General features: G+C 68.4%; 15 protein-coding genes, 1 pseudogene and 1 riboswitch. Of the genes and pseudogenes, 10 read left to right on the forward strand and 6 right to left on the reverse strand.

All coding sequences use genetic code 11. The annotated features are described in order from the left end of the window. Positions 1-49 precede the first annotated feature (49 nt). The gene (locus CG723_RS22740; RefSeq protein ID WP_100595390.1) at positions 50-2,362 is read left to right on the forward strand and encodes a GH92 family glycosyl hydrolase; all 2,313 of its coding nucleotides are present in this window, start codon (positions 50-52) and stop codon (positions 2,360-2,362) included. A 52-nt stretch (positions 2,363-2,414) separates the two neighbouring features. Here CG723_RS22740 and CG723_RS22745 read toward each other — a convergent pair whose 3' ends face one another. The 3 genes and pseudogenes from CG723_RS22745 to CG723_RS47745 all read right to left on the reverse strand — a co-directional run. Further along, positions 2,415-2,621: a DUF5988 family protein gene (locus CG723_RS22745; RefSeq protein WP_100595309.1), complete on the reverse strand. Its 207-nt coding sequence runs from the start codon at positions 2,619-2,621 to the stop codon at positions 2,415-2,417. A gap of 556 nt (positions 2,622-3,177) precedes the next feature. After that, positions 3,178-5,937 (reverse strand): SpoIIE family protein phosphatase, encoded by a 2,760-nt coding sequence (locus CG723_RS22750; protein WP_100595310.1) that lies wholly within the window; start codon positions 5,935-5,937, stop codon positions 3,178-3,180. Positions 5,938-6,062: 125 nt separating this feature from the next. After that, positions 6,063-6,768: pseudogene (locus tag CG723_RS47745) on the reverse strand (helix-turn-helix transcriptional regulator); the annotation flags it as partial. Positions 6,769-7,432: 664 nt separating this feature from the next. On the opposite strand from CG723_RS47745, the gene CG723_RS22760 reads away from it, so the two are divergent. Together CG723_RS22760 and CG723_RS22765 are read left to right on the forward strand one after the other, a co-directional pair. Further along, positions 7,433-8,254 (forward strand): maleylpyruvate isomerase family mycothiol-dependent enzyme, encoded by an 822-nt coding sequence (locus CG723_RS22760; RefSeq protein WP_100595311.1) that lies wholly within the window; start codon positions 7,433-7,435, stop codon positions 8,252-8,254. A 5-nt stretch (positions 8,255-8,259) separates the two neighbouring features. Beyond that, complete coding sequence (locus CG723_RS22765; RefSeq protein WP_100595312.1) at positions 8,260-8,559, forward strand: hypothetical protein; 300 nt, start codon at positions 8,260-8,262, stop codon at positions 8,557-8,559. A gap of 96 nt (positions 8,560-8,655) precedes the next feature. On the opposite strand, the gene CG723_RS22770 is transcribed toward CG723_RS22765, so the two are convergent. Next, complete coding sequence (locus CG723_RS22770; protein ID WP_100595313.1) at positions 8,656-9,780, reverse strand: FAD-dependent oxidoreductase; 1,125 nt, start codon at positions 9,778-9,780, stop codon at positions 8,656-8,658. Positions 9,781-9,808: 28 nt separating this feature from the next. Here CG723_RS22770 and CG723_RS22775 point away from each other — a divergent pair, with 28 nt between their 5' ends. Further along, a complete protein-coding gene (locus tag CG723_RS22775) occupies positions 9,809-10,534 on the forward strand; it encodes a TetR/AcrR family transcriptional regulator (RefSeq protein ID WP_234374460.1) in 726 nt (241 codons plus the stop codon). 461 nt (positions 10,535-10,995) lie between these two features. Continuing rightward, the gene (locus CG723_RS46345) at positions 10,996-11,580 is read left to right on the forward strand and encodes a hypothetical protein (RefSeq protein ID WP_159032519.1); all 585 of its coding nucleotides are present in this window, start codon (positions 10,996-10,998) and stop codon (positions 11,578-11,580) included. A 672-nt stretch (positions 11,581-12,252) separates the two neighbouring features. On the opposite strand, the gene CG723_RS22795 is transcribed toward CG723_RS46345, so the two are convergent. Continuing rightward, a complete protein-coding gene (locus CG723_RS22795; protein ID WP_100595315.1) occupies positions 12,253-12,657 on the reverse strand; it encodes a nuclear transport factor 2 family protein in 405 nt (134 codons plus the stop codon). A 151-nt stretch (positions 12,658-12,808) separates the two neighbouring features. After that, positions 12,809-13,558, reverse strand: a complete 750-nt coding sequence (locus tag CG723_RS22800) for a hypothetical protein (protein WP_100595316.1) — start codon at positions 13,556-13,558, stop codon at positions 12,809-12,811. An 832-nt stretch (positions 13,559-14,390) separates the two neighbouring features. Between CG723_RS22800 and CG723_RS22805 the strand changes: the two genes are divergently transcribed. The 5 genes from CG723_RS22805 to CG723_RS22820 all read left to right on the forward strand — a co-directional run bounded on the left by CG723_RS22805 (position 14,391) and on the right by CG723_RS22820 (position 21,109). Beyond that, on the forward strand, positions 14,391-15,128 hold the full coding sequence (locus CG723_RS22805) for a flavodoxin family protein (protein ID WP_100595317.1): 738 nt from the start codon (positions 14,391-14,393) through the stop codon (positions 15,126-15,128). A gap of 1,409 nt (positions 15,129-16,537) precedes the next feature. Then, positions 16,538-16,702, forward strand: a riboswitch (cyclic di-AMP (ydaO/yuaA leader). A gap of 2 nt (positions 16,703-16,704) precedes the next feature. Then, on the forward strand, positions 16,705-17,460 hold the full coding sequence (locus CG723_RS22810; protein WP_100595318.1) for a transglycosylase SLT domain-containing protein: 756 nt from the start codon (positions 16,705-16,707) through the stop codon (positions 17,458-17,460). Positions 17,461-17,518: 58 nt separating this feature from the next. Next, complete coding sequence (locus CG723_RS46350; RefSeq protein WP_159032520.1) at positions 17,519-17,677, forward strand: hypothetical protein; 159 nt, start codon at positions 17,519-17,521, stop codon at positions 17,675-17,677. Between the two features lie 177 nt (positions 17,678-17,854). Next, on the forward strand, positions 17,855-19,333 hold the full coding sequence (locus CG723_RS22815; protein WP_100595319.1) for a glycoside hydrolase family 43 protein: 1,479 nt from the start codon (positions 17,855-17,857) through the stop codon (positions 19,331-19,333). A gap of 51 nt (positions 19,334-19,384) precedes the next feature. Then, positions 19,385-21,109, forward strand: coding sequence for a cellulase family glycosylhydrolase (locus CG723_RS22820; protein ID WP_100595320.1), 1,725 nt, complete (start codon positions 19,385-19,387; stop codon positions 21,107-21,109). Positions 21,110-21,111: the final 2 nt, after the last annotated feature.

The following is a 21,111-nucleotide window of genomic DNA, read 5'->3' on the forward strand; positions in this document are numbered from 1 at the left end:
AATGAGAGCGCTGAGACGCGTGTTCACCGCCTTGTTGATCGTCACCACTATGGCCACGGCCTCCGCCACCGCCGGCGTCGCGAACGCCAAGGAGCAGGGACCGAAGTTCGCTGATGATCCCACCACGCTGGTCGACACATCGATCGGCAACAACGGTGACGGGACCACCTTCCCGGGCGCGGCCGCGCCGTTCGGCATGGTGCAGCTGAGCCCTGACACGCAGCTGAACAAGTACGCCTCGTACGACTACGCGCAGGACACCATCCTCGGCTTCAGCCACACACACCTCTCGGGCGTCGGCTGCCAGACGATGGGCAACATCCGGTTCATGCCGACCACCGGTGCGGTCACCTCGTCCGACCCGGCGCAGTACGGTGCGAAGTTCAGTCATGACAACGAGACCCGCGCGCCCGGCTACTACGGCGTGAAGTTCGACAACGGCATCAAGGCCGAGCTCTCCGCCACGCAGCGGACCGGCCAGCACCGCTACACCTACCCCGGCGGATCAGGCTCCGAGAACGTTCTCATCGAGGCCGGCGAGAGCAACGGCAGCACCTACGCCGGCGACGTCAAGGTGGTCGGCAACGACACCGTGGAAGGCTGGGTCCAGGGCGGCAACTTCTGCGGCGAGACCGGCAAGGAGCGCTACCGGGTCTACTTCAGCGCCAAGTTCGACCGGACGTTCTCGAAGTACGGCACCTGGACCGACGGCACCCTCACGCCGAACCAGCGCGAAGCATCGCGCGGCACCAAGCGCGCCGGTGCCTGGCTGACGTTCGACCCGGCCAAGGGCGACCAGGTCGGTACGTCGGTGGGCCTGTCCTACACCTCCATCGACGGCGCACGCCTCAACCGCGGGGCCGAGCAGCCCAAGTCGTTCGACAAGGCCCGCGCCGACGCGCACGATGCCTGGCGCGACGAGCTGAACCGCATGCGCGTGGCCGGCGGCAGCACCGCCGACCAGCGCACGTACTACAGCGCGCTCTACCACTCGCTGCTGCACCCGTCGATCGGTTCCGACGTCGACAACCGCTACCGCGGCTTTGACGACAAGGTGCACCGAGCGGATTCCACGTACTACCAAATGTTCTCGCTCTGGGACACCTACCGCTCGCAGAACCAGCTGGTGGCGCTGCTCAACCCGGACAGGGCCGCGGACATGGCCAAGTCCGTGCTGCACATCTACCAGGACGGCGGCTGGCTGCCGCGCTGGGGGCTCGGCGGCGGCGAGACCAACGTGATGAGCGGCGATCCCATCACCCCGTGGATCGTCGACATCTACCAGCGTGGGCTGCTCGACAAGCACACCTCGCACCAGCTCTTCGACGCCCTGTGGAAGAACGCCAACGAGGTCCCCACCGACCAGTCGGTCTTCCGTGGCCGTGACGGCAATCCGTCGTATGTCAAGAACGGCTGGGTCGGATACCAGAACCTGCCCGGCTATCTGTACGGCGACAGCCGCCAGTCGGGCTCGGCCACGCTCGAGTACGCACTCGGCGACTGTGCGCTGTCCACGATGGCCGGCGACCTGGGCTACCAGGACAAGGCCGCGACGCTCGCCTCGCGTTGCGACAACTTCGCCAAGCTGTGGGACCCGAGCGTCACGTCGCAGGGTTTCTCAGGGTTCCCCGTCGCCAAGAACGAGGACGGCACCGTCGCCGGTGATCCCGACCCCACCCAGGCCGGTGCGTTCCACGAGGGCACCGCATGGCAGTACCAGTGGCTCGCCCAGCAGGACCCGCAGACCCTCTTCCGTCTCATGGGCGGCCAGGCGGCTGCGGAGCAGCGGCTGGACAAGTTCTTCGACATGCCGACCGTCCTCACCGACCCGGCGAAGGCCGCCTCGGAGTCGTGGGTGAGCGGCGCGTACGACTACCACAACAACTTCGCCTTCAACCCCAACAACGAGCCCGACTTCCACACTCCGTGGATGTACTCGTGGACCGGCGCCCCGTGGAAGACGTCCGCGGTGCTGCGTGCGATGCGGACGCTCTTCACCGACGACGCGTACGGCATGCCCGGCAACGACGACCTCGGCGCCACGTCGTCGTTGCTCGTCTTCGCCATGGCCGGCGTGTTTGAGGCGCAGCCCGGCTCCGCCAACTACATCGTTACTGCGCCCATGTTCGAAAAGGTCGAGATCCGGCCCGAGCACGGAAGCAAGATCAACATCGAGGCGCCGGGCGCCGATGCGTCGAAGCTCCAGTACGTGTCCTCCGTGCACACAGGCAAGGGCACGTTGCACCAGAGCTGGCTCTCCCACAAGGATCTGCTCCGCGCCGGCACGATCAGGATCGGCCTTTCCGACAAGCCCACGACCTGGGGCGTCAGCACCGCCCCGCCCGCCATCAACCAGAACTGACGTTGTCGGCTGCGGCCCCTCCACACAGGGGCCGCACGCTGCGAGCGGAAACCTACCCAGGCAGCTCCGTGCGCTCCCACCACTCGTACACGGGCAACAGGCCCTGCGAGGTCTCCTCCTGACGTTTCGTGACCTTGAAGTGCTCGTACCCCCCGCGCAAGGGAACTTTGATGTCGAGCCCGGGCGTGGAGACGGAAACGATCCGCTCAGGAAGATCGTCAGGACCGCCCTCGAGAACTGCTTTCATCGCGTCGACCATGACCCGATCTTCCCCGCAGGCCGGACAGGCTCCTTCATGACGCGCCGACACGTCTGCCACTGCCCTCTTTCCGTGCCGGCGACCCCCACCACCGCGAGGGGCCCTGATCAGCGCACGCCTGGCCAACCCAAGAGCGCCATGTGCGACACGAGGCCGCACCCGATGCAGCGGGACCCTTCTGCCTCTTTCAACACCGACGACCATCGGGTGTTCCGTGCCGGAAGCCGGCGGACGCGGTTCGAGACATAACTGCTCCAACCGCGTGCATCAGACGCCTCGTTGGTCCCATATCGCGCCGTGCTCCATGTCCAGAATGAGGTCGTCCAGCACGTCTCCCTTTTGCGCTACGCCCGAAGGCGTAACGAACTCCCGTTCTCACACCACCCGGATTGCCGCCAACGCCCCAGCACTACGCGACGAGCATGCCTGTGAGCACCCTGATCAACCTCGGACTCACCCGAACCGACAACACCTGGACACGCACCCCGGCCGGCACATGAAGAGTGGGGCCGCCCGGCCTCGAGCCGGGACCCCACGCAAGATCTTCATCGGTCTTCTAGGCGCCGCCGCCCTGAGCGCCCTCGTCCTGAGCCCCGTCCCGGTCGGGCGCCTCTTCCCCCGTGGGAGCCGCCGCCGGGCCGGAGACCTCGGGAAGAGCCTGTTCGGCCCAGATCACCTTGCCCTGGGGCGTGTACCGGGTGCCCCAGCGCTCGGCGATCTGCGACACCAGGAACAGGCCGCGGCCACCCTCGTCCATCGTCGCGGCATACCGCAGGTGCGGGGAGGTGCTGCTGCCGTCGGCGACCTCGCAGATCAGCGTACGGTCGCGGATCAGCCGTACGTGGATCGGCTCGGAACCGTAACGGATGGCGTTGGTGATCAGCTCGCTCAGGACCAGCTCCACACTGAAGGCCAGCTCGGACAAGCCCCACTCGTCAAGCTTGCGGGCCACCGCGTCGCGCATCCCCGCCACGGCGGCCGGGTCGAGCGGCACGTCCCAGTCGGCGATCCGGTCGCGCGGCAGCCCCTGCGTGCGGGCGATCAGCAGGGCGACGTCGTCCTTGGGACGCCCGGGCAGCATCTCGTCGAGCACGGCCTGGCAGCTCTCCTCGGGCGACCTGTCGGGGTGGCCCGACAGCGCTTGGCGCAGCAGCTCCATGCCCACATCCAGATCGCGCCTGCGGTCCTCGACGAGGCCATCGGTGTACAGGACGAGCTGGGCGCCGTCCGGAAGGTCCAGCTCGGCGGTCTGGAACGGCAGCCCGCCCAGACCGAGGGGCGGCCCGGTCGGCAGATCCAGGAAGGTGACGGTGCCGTCGGGGAGAACCAGCGCCGGCGCCAGGTGCCCGGCACGCGCCACGACACAGCGGCGCGTCACCGGATCGTAGATCGCGTACAGACAGGTGGCACCCACGATGTCCGTGGCGCTCACAGTGTCCGACTCGTCCTGGTCTATGCGGCCGACGAGGTCGTCCACGTGGCTCAGCAACTCGTCAGGCGGCAGATCGAGCGAGGAGAAGTTGTGCACCGCGGTCCGCAGCCGGCCCATGGTGGCGGCGGCGTGCAGGCCGTGGCCGACCACGTCGCCGACGGTCAGCGCGACCCGGCTGCCCGACAGCGGAATCACGTCGAACCAGTCGCCGCTCACGCCCGACTGAGCGGGGAGGTAGCGGAAGCCGACTTCGAGGGCGCTCTGTTCGGGCAGGGCTCGCGGCAGCAGGCTGCGCTGGAGGGTCACCGCGAGGGCGTGCTCGCGGGTGTAGCGGCGGGCGTTGTCGATGCTGACCGCTGCTCGGGCCACCAGTTCCTCGGCAAGCGACAGATCTTCCTCGTCGAATGCCCCGTGCTGCTGGGAGCGCCAGAAGTTGGCCATGCCCAGCACGACACCACGGGCCTTGATCGGGGCGGCGATGAGGGTGTGAATGCCGTAGTCCATGATCCTCTTGGTGCGCTCCAGGTCCTGCGCGTGCCAGCCCGTGGCGGTCGACAGGTCGGCCACCAGCTCGGCGTGGCCACTCCCGTAGCCGCGGGCCTGGGGGGTGGACGGCAGAAAGTCGATCAGCCTGCCCGCCTCGTAGAGCGGGTGGTCGTCCCGGATTCCGTACACGGCCGTACGACGCATGTCCGTCGCGGTGAGGGCCGGCTCCTCACCGTGCAGTACGGCGTCGGCCAGGTCCACGGTGACGAAGTCGGCGAAACGGGGGACGGCGACCTGCGCCAGCTCGTCGGCGGTGCGCAGGACGTCCAGGGTGGTGCCGATGCCCAGTCCCGCGTCGTACAGCAGCTTGAGCCGCTCCCGCGCGATCTCCGCCCTGCCGGTCACCGCCTGCAACTCGGTGGAGTCGCGCAGCGTGACCACTGTCCCCATGGGGCCGCCGCCGCTGTCCGTGTGCCGCTGGTTGACCGCCAGCAGCCGGTCTCCGGCGAAGTGCACCTCATCGGTGACCTCGCGCCCGGAGACAAGCAGCGCCGCCACTTCGGGGTCGAGGCTCGACAGCTCCGACACGAGCTGCCCCTCGACATCAGGGGGCAGCTCCAGCAGCCGTCTGGCCTCGTCGTTCGCCAGCAGCAGCTGCCCGCCACCGCCGACTATCAGCACCCCTTCGCGCACGGAGTGCAGCACCGTGTCGTGGTGGTCGTACATGCGGGTCATCTCGTCCGGGGCCAGGCTGTGGGTCTGCCGTCGCAGCCGTCGGCCCACCAGTGCCGTGCCCGCGGTGGCCACCACGAGTGCCCCGGCACCGGCGCCCAGGATGATCGGCAGTTGCCGGGCCACCTGACTGGCCACGTTCTTGACCTTCAGCCCCGCCGAGACGAGCCCCACGACCTTGCCGTCGGCGTTGTCGATGGGGACGGTGGCCTGGACCTCCCGGCCGAGTGGGCCCATCACACTCTCCGTGTACACCTTCCCCTCGAGCGACGGCCCGATGGTGCCCACGAACTGCTTTCCGATCAGGTTCGGCAGGGGGTGGGTGTAGCGGATGCCTTTGGTGTCCAGGACCACGATGAAGTCGACGCCCGCGGCCTTGCGCGCCGCCTCCGTGAGCGGCTGGAGGATCTTGCTCGGGTCGGGGCTCTCCAGTGCGGCCACGACGCCGGGAGAGTGCGCGAACGTCTCCGCCACGGCGACGGAGCGGCGCTTGGCCTCGGCGTTGGTGTCCCGGTCCGACTGGAGGACCAGGGCGAAGACGCCAGCGACTACGAGCAGCACGACCAGCGCCACCTGGAGTACGAACACCTGCCCGGCTACGCTTCGCGGGCTTCTGCTGACCAGGGACCTGAACAGGCTTCTCAAGTCGGCGAAACGATTCGCCATGTGACCTTTCTAGCACTGGCGATCCTGAGCGGCCACAGGCCGCACCTCCCAGGGCATGGAACCGCGGGACGCGCGGCGGGGACGGACCCGGTCCAAGACAGCCTGCCTCGGGCGCGGGGGCCCGCTCACACGCGAGGCGGTCTCCGCCGGACCGAAGCGGCCAGCCGGGCGGCGAGCACCTCGGCGAGTCCCCGCAGTTCTTCCGGCCGCCGCTCGATGACGAACGGCCGGTCGAGCGGCGCGAGCACGGCGGGCAGCCACTCGAGCCGCTCCACCTGCAGCTCAACGCGGAACCAGGGCTCGGGGTCCCGGGTCCCCTCCACGCTGTGCGAGGAGGGCAGCTCTGCCACGGTCACGACGCCGGCGGGGAGTCGCGAGCGGATGTGCTCGGCCGCTCCCTGGACGCGCAGGGCCACCTCGTGGCGGTACTGAGCCGTCGCGAACCCCGACAGAACGCGTTGCGCCGGGTCGAGGTCGGCGGGCGGTTCCAACGAGCCGGACAGGGTCCGCGCGTCGGTGATGTGGTCCAGGCGGAACGTCCGGTCCTCGCCGATCGCGGGATCCGTGCCCGTCACGTACCACCTGCGGGAATGGGTGACGAGCTCGTACTTGGTGCAGCATGCGCTCGCTGCGCCGGCCGTCGCAGACGGCATACCGGATGTCGAGCCTGCGGCTGCGCCGTTCGGGCAGCACCCGCCGGATCTTGGCCGCCGTCTCGCCCGCCGTGCCGGTGGCCGTCATCAGGCCGGCGCACCGCCCCGCGACCAGGCCGAGCCGTACGGCGAGCGCCTCTTCGTCGCTCAGCGTGCATGGGGGCAGACGGTAACGGGGGCGAGCCGCTGGGGCGGCGGCTGCGCCCTGTCGCCTGCGTGCCCGTGGATTGCCTCGCTGACTGCGATGGCGGTGACGATCAGAGTGGTCAGGAGCGAGAGGACGATCGGCTCGGGGCGGGGGCCATGGGATGAGCAGGATGAGTGCGCCGTTCCCGCTCACCTGTCGCCATCCTGAGCGGTCCGCCAGGTCCAGGGAGAGGGACCAGTCAGCGGACCGCCAGGTCAAAGCGCATTCGAAGGCCGCCGCAGCCTGGTCCAGGCCGCCCATCACATGCCAGGTGTCGCCCGTACGACTGCGGTCCACCTGACCCGCTCGACGGCATCGGCGCGGTCGCACAGGGCGAAGGACAGCTCGTAGCGGCCGCAGGACCGGGGCAGCCGGGCCATGGAGGCCTGCGACTCCGTGACGGGACTGCGCCCGTGACCGAACCAAGGGCCATCACCGCGTCGTCCATGTCCCCTTCGAGGAACAGGCGGTAGCCCGTACCAGCACAGCGCTCAGCGAACGGTCCCCTTAGAGGCTCTCCTAGAGTTCGCAACGCCGGTCCCGCCACAACTCGGCAAGGGCCGCATAGGGCTCCGGGCTGTCGGTGCGCCGGGTGATCCGTGAGAGTCTGCGGGCGGAACACCGGGTGCGGGAACGCAAATGAGGACGGGACGGCATGGAACCAGTGGTGGGGCCGGACACGCGGAGCGCGGTGCCCGAGGGGCTCGGTGCGGCGATACGAGATACGGCCGGGGAGATAGCCACACTGCTGCGCGCGGGCGCCGACATGGGACTTCGGGTGCCGGGGTCGCAGTGGAGCGTCGGGGAGGCGGCCGCGCATCTGGCGCTGGCCAACGAGCTGATGGCGGACATCGCGGCGGGACATGCGCGTAGTTACGGAGACGGCACACCGCAGAGTCTTGCCGCGGCCAACGAGCAGGCGCTCGCCGCGTTCGGTGAGCGGGAGGCCGAGCCGCTGGCCGGAATGATCGTAGAGCAGGCCGCCGCATGTCTGAGGGCGCTGGAGGAGCGGGGCACGGAAGGGACCGTGGTCAGTCCGCTGGGTCCGATGGGACCGGATGTGCTGGGCTCGTATCTGCTCACGCACATGCTGGGACACGGATACGACCTGGCCCGCGCGCTGGGACATGCGCACATGATCGACCGGGAGCGGGTGCGGCTGACGCTGCCCTTCATGCTGACGGCGATGCCACGGGTGACCGACGCGTCCGGCACCGCCGGGCTGAGCGTCCGCTACGCGATCCGCCTGTGGGGTGGCGGCCGGTTCGACGTGCGGGTGGCCGGGGGCGCGGTGTCGGTCGGCGAGCAACTGCCGGGACGCGCGGACTGCACCATCCTCATCGAGCCGGTCACCTTTCTCCTGATGGCGCTCGGGCGCCGTGGCCAGTGGGGCGCCCTCGCTCAGGGCCGCATCCTGGTCGGGGGGCGCAAGCCCTGGCTCGCTCCGCGCTTCCCTGCTCTCTTCAAGGCACCCTGACCACGATGGACCGCGGGGTCGAAGCCTGGCTGCGGCGCGAGCGCATGGCGCCGGAGATCCCCGCCGGACAGCGGCCGTGGCAGGCGTTCGACTCAATGTGCTCGGTATTGCCGTGCAACGACGCCCTCGAGATGACCGGCACGCTGCTGTTCCACCTGTACAAGCACCCGGAGACGCCTGCTCCCACGCGCGTGTCCGGCTGTGAACAGCTGATGCGGCAGGCCGGACACACACGGCCCCAGCGCGAGGAACACGCGCCGGACCGGCTCCGACTCCTCACCCGCGCAAGGGAACGAACGGGCTGACGGCCCCGCTCCACGACGCGGCGATCTGAACAGATGATGGTGTCTGTAGAGGACAGGGTTCACCCGTTTCGGCCTCGATCGACTGCACAGGCGTTCTCAGTCTGCGGATGCCGGTTCTGCGGGCCGGGCCGTGAAGAAGCGGACGATGTCTTCCGCTGCTGTTGGGGACAGCATCATCGCCTGGACTCGTGCGGACATTTCGGCGATCGGGTGAATTCTGGTGAACATCACCTCCTCGTACGTCCGGATCGCCGAGTCCGGGTCGGCGGGGTTGGCGGCGAGTCGGCCGGCGAGCTCGGCGGCGTCGAGCATGGCCTGGTTGGCGCCCTCGCCGACCGGCGGCATGAGGTGCGCGGCGTCGCCGATGAGGGTGACGCCGGGCCGGCTGGACCAGCGCGTACCGGTAGGCATCGCTTCGATCGGGCGCGGCGTCGGCGCGCTGTCGCCGGCCTCGATGAGTGCGGTGAGGCGTGGGTCCCAGCCACCGAACACGTCCAGCAGAGCGCGCTTACTACGGTAGGTGTCGATGGGGCGATCGTCTGCGCGCAGCGAGATCCCGACCCGCAGGCTGCCGTCGCCGAGGCGTTGCGCTGCCAGGATCTGATTCACGCCGACGCACCACAGGTTCCCGGGGCCGACCAGTTCGGCGAGATCCGGATAGCGCCGGTTCACGTCTTCGATGTTCAGCTCTACGAGCGTGGCCACACTGGACAATTGGACGTCGGCCAGCAGCGACCGGACGATCGAGCGTGCGCCGTCCGCGCCGATGAGGATGTCGCATCCGGTTCGGTGGCCGCCATGGAACGTCAGTTCCCAGCCCCCGCCAGGTCGCGGGGTCGCCGCGACGAGCCGGTGCCGCCAGACAACCGTGTCGCCGGGGAGGGAATCGAGCAGAAGATCACGCAGTGCGCTCCGGTCAATCTCGGGACGTCCGGAGAATGAGCCAGGTTGCGGCTCATGGTGTACCAGGGTCCGTCCGGTCGGGTCGACGATGCGATGTTCCTCGCCCTCGGGCCGTGCCTCCGACCGGAACCGGCCGGCGAGACCCGCCTCAGCCAGGGCCAGTTGCCCGGACTCCGGGTGCAGGTCGAGAGCGCCGCCCTGCGGCCGCGCGGATCGGCTCGCCTCGCGCTCGTACACCACCGCATCGATGCCGTGCTGATGGAGGATCCGTGCCAGCGTCAGCCCGCCAAGTCCGCCACCGGCGATCGCAATTCGCATACCCACTCCGTTACCGTACGCTGTCCTTGTGAATACACCGTACGGTAACGAAACGTTGCCCGTTTGGGAACGGCCCGAACCTCAGCCGCGTGCGGCGCCAGTGCCGTTGAGCCGCGAGAAGATCGCCGCTACGGCGATCCGGCTTGCCGACACGCACGGCCTCGACGGCCTGTCGGTGCGCAAAATCGCCAAAGAACTCGGTGTCGGTCCGATGCGGCTCTACGACTACGTGATCAACAGATCCGAACTGCTCGATCTGATGGTCGACGTCGTCTATGCCCGGATCGCCGAGGTCGGCCAGCACTCTGCGTGGCGCGCCACGGTGCTGGCCATCGCCCACGCGACCCGCGATGCCGCCCTTGATCATGAGTGGTTCTCCGACCTGCTCGGCGGAAGGCCGCACTTGGGACCTCACGCGCTCGCCGTGGGCGAAGCGACCGCGGCGGCGCTGAGCCAGGCCCCCGGCGTGCGCGGCATCGACGATCTCCAGCGGACTTTGGGCGCCCTCAACGCGTTCATCATCGGAGCGGTCCGCAGAGAGGTCACCGAGCGACGCACCGCCCGTTCCACCGGCACCGATGAAGCCGCCTTTCAGGCCAGCCTCGGCCCTTACCTCACACGCATGTTGAATACCGGCAGGTACCCCACCATCGCCCGGCTCGTCATCGACGGGGCCCACCTCAATGCCGCGGAAACCTTCAACCACAACCTGACCACTGTCTTGGACGGCATCACCAGCCGACCCCGCACGTGACCGACGGCTCTGCGGCCAGCGGCAGGCTGGAAGCCGATGCGCGTTGATCAGACGCCCGGACCTGCCGCGATCCGAGTGCGGCCGGACCCTGCCGACAACTCGGCGTGAGTAGCGGAAGCGTGCTGCCGGGTCGACGCGCTGAGCATCCTGACCTGCGTACTTCTGGCACACCTGGCTCTGCAGCCGGCCGACATCCCGGTCCCCGCGTGGCCTGCTGCCGTCAGATGCGCGGCAGCCTGGCCGCACCGCTGTCATCCCCGGCTGCACTGCGGCCTCGCCTGGACCCGGATTCTGGCGCGATGTCAGAAAACCCCGAGATATGCACTAAATACATGATTCCACTCGATCAGCAGCCTGATGTCACACCTTGAGTTGCCCTGAAATGACAGCCGATGAGCCGATTATTACGTTCATTGCATGTCGGCTGCTCAGCTGGCGTCTCCGAGACAGGGAGGATTGACATGCCCACGCGAATCTTCGCCGTATCCGCCGCCATGGTAGGCGCAGCGGTCCTTGCCGCCGCCGGCATCACCTATGCCGCGCAATCCGAATCGACCCAGGCCGCTGCCCCGGCGGCCCAACAAGCCGCGCCGCCGGCCAAGCGGGCCGCCCCACCCGTCAAGAAAGCGGCCCCGCCCGTCAAGAAGGCCGCCCCCGCGGCAGCTCCCGTCGGTACCGACAGCGCTGACGGCAGGGGGGACGAGGGCCGTGGCCACGAGGGCCGTGACCGTGGCTACGGCGGCAAGAAGGAGGGAAGAATCCACTTCAACGAACGGACGTACTCCGCCCGCACGGAGGGCTGCATCCCCGCTGCCAGTGGGCTGGGCTCAAGCAGTTTCAGCATCGACAACGACAGCGACGCGACCGTCGAGGTCTACCGCGGGTTCAACTGCGACAACGGTGCGCCGGTGGCCACGGTCGGCCCCTACGGCGCTACTTATGGTGTCGCGCCCCGGACCGGCCATGGGAGCGGCCAGGGAGGCGTCTTCGTCGAGGACGCGGTCGTGGGCAGTTTCCGGGTGATCTGCGACCACGACGAGTGGTGACACCACCATCCCGAGCACGCTGGATCGCCGGCCCGTCGGAATCGGGCCGGCGATGCAGGTCGATGTGGGTCCCGTCGTAGAAGCGCTGGCCGTTTGCACCAGCCCCGGCGGACAGGTTCTGCCAGGCCCGCTCGGGAGGCTAGTCGGCAAGGTCGTCTGCGCGGAACTTCCCTGCCTGGGTGGTGCCTTCGTGGGTGCGGGCCACCGCGAGGACGTAGCCAGTACCTCGTTCCTCCACGGTAGTGCGCAGCTTCGGACTACCGCCGTAGGCCTCGTCGCCGGTCCCGGAATGGCGGACCACCCTGGCGCCCAACTTTCGCTGCCCAAGACCGGCGGCCGGGTCGGGTACTCGGGGATGGCCGCCATCGGCATTCGCCCGGCGGTGGTCGAGCCGCGCATCTCGGCCGCCGGCTTCTTCGCCGTGGTCACGTGCACCGCGCCCAGCGCGAGGAGGCCCGGCAGGTCACCAGTCCGGTGCAGTTCCTGCTGCGAAGTGAGGCCGGGCCGTCAGTCCGGCAGCAGACGATAGGCGGCCCACGCCGGTGTTCGGCCGGCAACGCCAGATCGACTGGCGAGGTCACCGGCCTCTTCTCGCAGAACATCGCGTCGGTGGGCGCGTGCGATGCGACGTTCGAGGCCAGAGGTCAAAAGCTGAGCGAGCCCGCCTGGCGATCAGTCGTCGAAGTAGGCCTTGGCAACGGCGTAGCTGTCCTCGTAGAGGTGGTAGCGGGTGATCCGTCCGTCCCGGACCGTGGTGTGCAGGGCGAACGCGGTGTCGATGTCCCTGCCCGTCTTCTTGACCTCGGAGACCATGCGTCCGACTAGCACTACATCGTCGCCCTCGGCGATGATCTGGCCGAGGGCGAACTCCTTGGCCTGCACATGGGTCTGCAGCAGCTCGAAGAACCTCCGCATGCCCTCCGCCGAGTCGACGTCCGGTACCCAGGGAATGCCCGGCGGGTGCGGGATGGAGAACGACACCGAGTCGGCGAACAGCGCCGCCGCCTCCGCACTCTTACCCTCGGCGAGCAGCGGGAACAGGCGTTGCACAGTCTGCGCCGGTGACTCTGCTGTCATGCATGTCGACGTTACCGGTTGCGTCGGCGGCAGACCCGTGAACAAGGGGCGGCCCCAGGGAGGCCGCCCCTGGCAAGCCATCAGCCCGAGGTCGATCCAGCAGCCGCGACATCGCCCCAAGAGCCGACACCAAAGCACTGCCCCTGGCGTGCTAACCCGCGCTACCGCGGGTCACGTTGACACCTGCGCCGACCGTGGTCACCTGGGTGCTGCCGTAGCCGGCGCACTCTCCGTATTCCTTGACCCACTTCGTTGTGCCGGACAGGGACCCGGAGGACGGTCCGCCGAACGTGACGTCGTACCGCGGCTGTTGGTCGCAGCTCGGAACGTTGTAATACTCGATGAAACCCGCCTGGGAGGCCTTCAGGTTGCCGGAGCCGGCGGGCAACTTGTAGGTGCCGACAGGGATCCGCTGACCGTTGTTGGTGTCGACGACTGTGCCCGACCAGGTGTCCGTGCCGACCCGGGCGATCTCGACGCGGAAGGTGTGGCCGTACACGGCGTCGAAGTCCACTCCGCAGCTGACGCCGGCGCCGCCGTCAGCCCCGTCCGAACAGTTGGCGTGGGTGCTTGTCGTGCCGCTGATGAAGGAGGAGAACACCCCACGCAGGCGCTGGTGCCCGTTCGCATCCGGCCGCGGCTGCAGTCCTGCGTACCCGATGTCGCTCTGTCCGGTGAACCCGTACTGCATCGCGAAGTAGGTCCCGGATACATGGGCGGTGCCGGTGTTCACGGTGATGGGGAAGTTGAGGGACGTCAGTCCCTCACTGGGAGCCCCGCTTACCGTCCACGACAGTAGTTCGTTCCCGCCGAAGGTCTGCGCCTGTGCGCCAGGTGCCGCGATGAACGGGACGAGTGCGGCGAGGGCCGCTACCGCAATACGTGTCAACGCTCGTTTCATCTGATGCTCCTCAAGGGGGTGTTGAAGGTGAGCAGGGCCGTGAACGTCTGGGCACCGCCTTCTCGCATGAGTGCTGCGGGCGGTAACGACTGCGCCGCGGTGTCCGCGATACGGCTGAGGTGGTTCCGTCGCCCCAACTCCTGGGCCGACGCTCACCCCCTCTCCCGGTTCTACGCGCATACCGGGCACCGGTGCCCTAGTGCCGAGTTCTCTCCAATCGACGTGGAGTGAGGGGAAGGCCACCACCGACCAGGAATCAGCATGAACCTGACAAGGTCAATGCGCAGCGAGCTGCCACTTGCCCCCGAGAGGCGTTGCAGAGGCAGCTGCCGCACCAGTAGGCACATTCTTCGTTCGCCAAAACTCTGCAGCCCAATCGCCTGCGGAAGACTATGGCGCCCCACCCGAGGAGTGTCAATACATGCTCGTAAGTGTGCGACTCCAAGCAGAATCAATCATTGAGGCGGCAGGCAGTCCACCGCCGGGCAGTCGGGCCCCGCACGTCGATCAGCCGGGAGTTGAAGTAGATCGACACAGGCAGCTCAGGGGTGGAGAAGTCCCGCCCCTCCCAGAGCTTGCCGGAGGCGCTCTCCGGAATCTTGAGATCGGGGCGCGCTTGCCATTCATCCGAGGATGGTTGACGACCTCGCCGTCGGTACCCGCGAGCTGTATCGGCAGGCCGCACAGGGCCTCATCGGGCCGACCGCGCGTGCAGACCACCAGGGCCATTCGGAGGCCACTGCTGTGGCGGCTGCCGTCGGCCGGGCCCCACGCTGGGCAAAGTGGACAAGTCACCGCGCACCAGGTGGCGACACGGCTCTGGGAGGACCGTATGACCACTTCGTCACCCGCCACCGACGTACCTCCGGCCCAGTACGACGACCTGCGGGCGCTGGTCATCAACTGCACCCTCAAACGCTCGCCGGAGACGAGCAACACCCAGGGCCTCATCGGCCGCAGCACCGCGATCATGGAAGCCCAGGGAGTCCACGTCGACGTCGTCCGGGCCGTCGACCACGACATCGCCACGGGCGTGTGGCCCGACATGACGGAGCACGGCTGGGAGACCGACGCCTGGCCGGACCTCTACCGTCAGGTCATGGCCGCCGACATCCTCGTGCTGGCCGGCCCGATCTGGCTGGGCGACAACAGCTCCGTGATGAAGCGGGTGATCGAACGCCTCTACGCCTGTTCCAGCCTTCTCAACGACGCAGGACAGTACGCCTATTACGGTCGCGTCGGCGGCTGCCTGATCACCGGCAATGAGGACGGCGTCAAACACTGCGCGATGAACGTCCTCTACAGCCTGCAGCACCTGGGTTACACCATCCCTCCCCAGGCCGACGCCGGATGGATCGGCGAGGCCGGCCCCGGCCCCTCCTACCTCGACCCGGGCTCCGGCGGCCCCGAAAACGACTTCACCAACCGCAACACCACGTTCATGACCTGGAACTTGCTGCACCTGGCCCGGGCATTGAAAGATCTCGGTGGCGTCCCCGCCTACGGCAACCAGCGCACCGCCTGGGACGCCGGCTGCCGCCACGACTACGAAAACCCGGAACACCGGTAGCGGCACCCGCAGGGAAACGGACCATCTCGCCCCGGCGTCGGTCAGATGCCGGTGCGCGCGCCGCGAACGCCCGCACACCCCGGCACCAGCCGCCCGCGTCCGGTCGACCCACCGCACAACCGGACCCGAGGAAGCGGCCCGCCCCACGGCTCACCACACGCGGCGTCTCCTGCCTGGAATCAGCAACGCGCCGCTCCCATAAGCGCGTTCGCGCTCGCGTCCAGCACGCCTTCGCTCGGATGATGGCCTGAAGTGTCCCGCGTGACTGGCGAATCAAAGGCCAAAGCGTGCACCGCGCCATGCTCAGCTGCACGACCTCGGCCTCGCCGAACAGAGCACACGCACCGGCGACAGACGACCGGACTCTCACGAACTCGCGGATCATGTCGGAACGGCCTTCAGTCGCGCGCCGAGCCGAGTTCCTCCTCTGTCCGCATCTGCACCGGCGCCGCAACCCCGACGTTGCCGTCATGTTCCATGCGCCCGAGCAACTGCCCCTATTTCTACGCTTCTTCGCGGGGGACCTTCGGTTCGAATCCGACCTGGCGCAGGTGCGTGCGGAATTCCCGTTCCTCGCCGCGTCGACCACTGAGGCCCGGGATCGACCAGGCCTCCCAAGCAGATAGATAACTCCCCGGAAACCCGTAGTCTGCAAAGGATTTCAGCAGCCTCCTCCCGGTCCGAGCCGAGACCTTCACTGGCATACCAACGACGATCGGCAACTGAATCCCCATCACATGCAGACCGCCTTCTGAGCTCGCGCACATCCTGAGCCGGCAATATCTCCGGGCTCAGCATCGGAGCCTCACCTATCCCGCCCCAGGTATCCCGCGAGCGCAGCAGGCCGACGGGAAGTGCACTCCGATGATGGAACCCGCCGGCCTCACCTCGGCCGATCCTCCAGCCGAACCGCGCAAGCCACATTCAGGCATCACCCCGATCGACGCCCGCTCACGAACCGCGCAGCGGGACATCCGTCGGGCCGCGAGACCAGGCCAGCGTCGATGGCGATACGCCCCTTTTAATACTGAATGCGGCATAGCATTATGTCCGTCTTGCGATAAAACATCCCTTTTCGAGCGATTAGGGGCATGCAGAGCGATCTGCCTATATAGCTCGATATTCACATGAAATATCCCACTTCGATACGTCATCGACCAGCATTGCAACCCACATCCCATTCAGTGAACCGTGTCACACGGACGGACGCGGACCCCGAGCTCGGCTCAGCCCACTTCCCTTCCACGCAAAGAAGGTTGGGCTTTTCGATCAAAGAGAGCTGCGGGTTCTGATCACCAGAGACAGGGCTCTCACATTTCGCTATCGGAATTCTGGTCTTGTTCTGCCCGCGCCTTCTCGCCTAATGTCACCGTCAATCCGGATGGAACGCCGAATCCTGCCGCTATCCGGAATCCCTCCCACCCACTCGGTTACGCACGGCAGGAGCGGGGGACCCAGGTAAGCCGCCGACCCGGTTTCCGGAACGGCTCGGGGTGAAGTCGCATTCGCAGTGCGACCGGACATCTCCCGTCCGAACCCGACAGCTCACCTCGTAGGCGACGGAGAGGAACTCGTCATGCCCTCAAAGGGAAAGCACCGCCGCCCCAAGTCCATCTCGCTCACCCGGGGAATCGCCGCCGCAGGCACGGGCGCCGCTGTGCTCGCTCTCCCGGTGCTCGGCGCGACCAGCGCCGGCGCAGCGCCGCAGGCCGCCCCGGCCGCAAAGAGCGCCGCGGTCCCCGCGACGTACGTCGTCGCCGCGGGCGACTCCCTCGCCAAGATCGCCCGAGAGCACTCTCTGAGCGGCGGCTGGAAAAAGCTGTACGAGGACAACCGAGCCACCCTCGGTGACAACCCGGGGCTGATCCACCCCGGTGTCAAGCTCACGCTCGGCAAGAAGAGCCCGGCCAAGCCCGCAGAGAAGCCGGCAGCCACCAGGGCGTCCGCCGAGCGGGCCGACCGCTCCGAGCAGCGGACCACGCCGGCCGCTGCCCCGGCGAAGAAGTCCTACACCAACGACCTCGACGGCTGGATCAAGGAGTCGCTCGACATAATGGCCAAGCACAGCATTCCCGGCACGTACGAGGGCATCCACCGCAACATCATGCGCGAGTCCTCCGGCAACCCGCTGGCCATCAACAACTGGGACTCCAACGCTGTCGCAGGAACCCCCTCCAAGGGGCTCCTGCAGGTCATCGACCCCACGTTCACCGCGTACCACGTGCCCGGCACGTCGATGAACAGCTACGACCCGGTCGCCAACATCACCGCCGCCTGTAACTACGCGGCCGACCGGTACGGCTCGATCGACAACGTGAACGGCGCGTACTGACAGTCGGTTCCGCCATGAGGCTCGCGGTCGTCGCAGGCAGACCAGACTTGCGCCGTGCGTGCCTGACAAGGAGGACCTCCTGGTGGAGGTCGCGGCGGCGTGCCAGGCGGTGACGGACTGGCACACGCGGCGTCCCGCGGATCCGGCGGCTGCGCAGTCGCGCTCCAAGGGCTCTCCCCGTCTCAGCGCGGAGGACGTCGCGGTCCACTCCGCCTGAACGGAAGCCCGACGCCTGCCAATTGAAGCGCGTCGATGATGCCGTGGCCCTGAAGTCCCGTAAGCATGAAGGGACTTCAGGGCCCTTTGTCGTCCTGTCCAACCCCTTGCGCGCCATCACCCCCGTACATATTCTCCCCGCGGATCGAAGCGCTTCGACACCACGGAGAGAGACAGCATGGCAGACCCACGCCCGGCCATCCCCGGGTTCCACCCGGACCCCAGCGTCTGCCGCGTAGGCGACGACTACTACCTCGCGTGCTCGAGCTTCGAGTACGTCCCCGGGGTGCCGCTCTTCCACAGTCGCGACCTGGTGCGCTGGCGGCAGATCGGCAACATCCTCGACCGGCCCGGCCAGCTGCGGCTGCCCTGGGACACCCCCTCCTCCGCCGGGATCTACGCGCCGACGCTGCGCCACCACGGCGGGCGCTTCTGGCTGATCACCACCAATGTGAGCGAGGGCGGCGGCAACCTGCTCGTCTCCGCCACCGACCCGGCGGGCCCCTGGTCGGACCCGGTCCCGCTGCCCGGCGTCCCCGGCATCGACCCGGATCTCGCCTGGGACGAGGACGACGCGTGCTGGGTCACGGTCGCCGGGATCTCCCAGGTGCGAATCGACCCGTACACCGGCGAGATGTTCGGCGAGCCGCGCCCGCTGTGGTCCGGCACGCCGGGCGCCAAGGCCCCGGAGGCGCCGCACCTGTACCACGTGGGCGACCACTGGTACCTGCTGATCTCCGAGGGCGGCACCGAGCGCGGGCATGCCGTCTCCGTGGCCCGCGGCCCCGCGCCCACCGGCCCCTTCGAACCTTGCCCGGCCAATCCGGTCCTGACCCACCGCGGCACCGACGAACCCGTCCAGAACACCGGCCACGCCGATCTGGTGCAAGCGCCCGACGGCACGTGGTGGATGGTGTTCCTCGGGGTGCGGCCGCGCGGCGGCACCCCCGGCTGGCACGTGCTCGGCCGCGAGACCTTCCTCGCGCCGGTCACCTGGGAGGACGGCTGGCCGGTGGTCGGCCCGCCGGCGACGGCCGGGCCCGCGCCCGCCTCCGCCGAACCCTTCACGGACGACTTCGACGACGCCGATCTGCAGCCCTCCTGGATCTCGCTCCGCCACCGCTCCCCGCGGCACTGCACCACCAAGGAACGGCCGGGCCGGCTGACGCTCCACGCCCTCGGGGGCGGCCCCGACGCCGCCGACGTCACCTTCGTAGGCCACCGGCAGCAGCACCTCTCCTGCCGCGTCCGCGCCCACCTCGACCCGGCGGACGGCACCGGCGGCCTTGTGGTCCGGCTCGACGAGCGGCACCACTACGAGATCGAGGCCGACGCCGTCGAAGTACGGGTGATCGCCCGCGTCGGACCGCTGCGCACCGTGGTGGCCTCGACGTCCCGGGCGACGGCCGGCGAGCCGCTCGTGCTCGGCGTCGACATGACCCCCACGGACACCCCGGGCGACGCGCGCACCGGCCCCGACATGCTCGCGTTCGGCGTCGAGGATCCGCACGGCACGTTCACCGCACTCGCGGCCCTCGACGGCCGCTATCTGTCGACCGAGGTGGCCGGCGGGTTCACCGGCCGCGTCATCGGCCTGTACGCCGCGACCGGCACCGCCCACTTCGACTGGTTTCGCTACGAGCCACTCGCCGTCTGAACTCGACCGCTGACCGGGACCACTGAACTCAGCCACTGAAAGGGACCCCGTATGAGACAAGCACGGAGCCGCAGACGCCGCGTCGGACCGGTGGCGGGCCTCTTCCTGGTCTTACTCGCCACCGTCGGCACCTCCCGGACCGGGGCCGTGGCGGCCGCCCGCCCCGCTCCTGCCGCGACCGGATCCGCCATGGACACCGTCGCCGCCATGCAGCCCAGCTGGAACCTGGGCAACACCCTCGACGCCATCCCCGATGAGACGTCCTGGGGCAACCCGCCGGCCACCAAGGCGCTCTTCGACACGGTCAAGAGCCAGGGTTTCCGCAGCGTGCGCATCCCCGTCACCTGGGGCAACCACCAGTCGGCACAGGCGCCTTACACGATCGACGCCGCGTTCCTGAGCCGGGTTCGACAGGTGGTCGACCGGGCGCAGGCGGACGGTCTGCGCGTCGTGCTGAACGTGCACCACGACTCCTGGCAGTGGATCAACAAGATGGCCACCGACCACGACCAGGTGCTCGCCCGCTACCACGCGACCTGGCAGCAGATCGCCACCGCGTTCAAGGACGAACCGCGCACGTTGCTCTTCGAGAGCATCAACGAACCGGCCTTCGACAACGCCGACGACGCCCGGAAGATGGAGCTGGTCGACGAGCTCAACACGTCGTTCCACAGCATCGTGCGCGCGTCGGGCGGCGCGAACGCGCAGCGCCTCCTCGTCCTGCCCACCGTCGGCGCCACCCCGGACCAGACCCTCATGGACGACCTGGCAGCCACCATCGACGGGCTCGACGACCCCAACTTGGTCGCGACCGTGCACTACTACAGCTTCTGGCCGTTCAGCGTGAACATCGCCGGCTACACCCGCTTCGACGCCACCGTCCAGCAGGACATGACCGACGCCTTCGCGCGGATGCACGACACGTTCGTCACCAAGGGCATTCCGGTGTACCTCGGCGAGTACGGGCTCCTGAGCTACCCCGACTACACGCATCAGGACTACGTCGAGCGCGGCGAGGCCCTGAAGTACTTCGAGGCGCTCGGTCACACGGCCCGCGTCAACGGCGTCACCACCGCGCTGTGGGACCCGTTCTCGCTGCTGAACCGCGAGACGCTGCGATGGCGCGACCCCGCTCTCTTCGCTCTCATCAAATCGAGCTGGACGACGCGCTCGGGTACCGCTTCGTCCGACAAGGTGTACGTCCGCAAGGCCGACCCGGTCACGGACCAGTCACTCACCCTGAACCTCAACGGCACGTCGTTCAGGGGGCTTTGGCAGGGCGGCAACGAGCTCGGCCGGGGCGTCGACTACACCGTGTCCCGTGACCGGCTCACGCTGACGGCGGCCGCTCTGACACGGCTGACGGGCGACCGCGCGTACGGGGTGAACGCGACGCTTCAGGCCCGGTTCTCGTCCGGAGTGCCGTGGCGGATCGACGTGACGACGTATGACCCGCCGCTCCTCGCGGACGCGACGGGGACGACCGGCTCCTTCGCGGCCCCCGCCCGGTTCCGGGGCGACTCCCTGGCGACCATGGAGGCCACATACGCCGACGGCACCAACGCGGGTCCGGCCGACTGGACTTCGTACCAGCAGTTCGGCACGGCGTTCGCCCCGGACTACGACGACGGCACGCTCAGGCTCACCGCCGACTTCCTGAACTCCCTCGGGGACGGTGTGCCGGTGACTCTCACTTTCCATTTCTGGAGCGGCGCCGCCATCACGTACCAGGTGACGCGGTCGGGAGACACGGTGACAGGCACCGCCGTCTCCTGACC

It is taken from the genome of Streptomyces sp. CB01635 (assembly GCF_002803065.1).
In the GTDB taxonomy this organism is placed as follows: Bacteria; Actinomycetota; Actinomycetes; order Streptomycetales; family Streptomycetaceae; genus Streptomyces.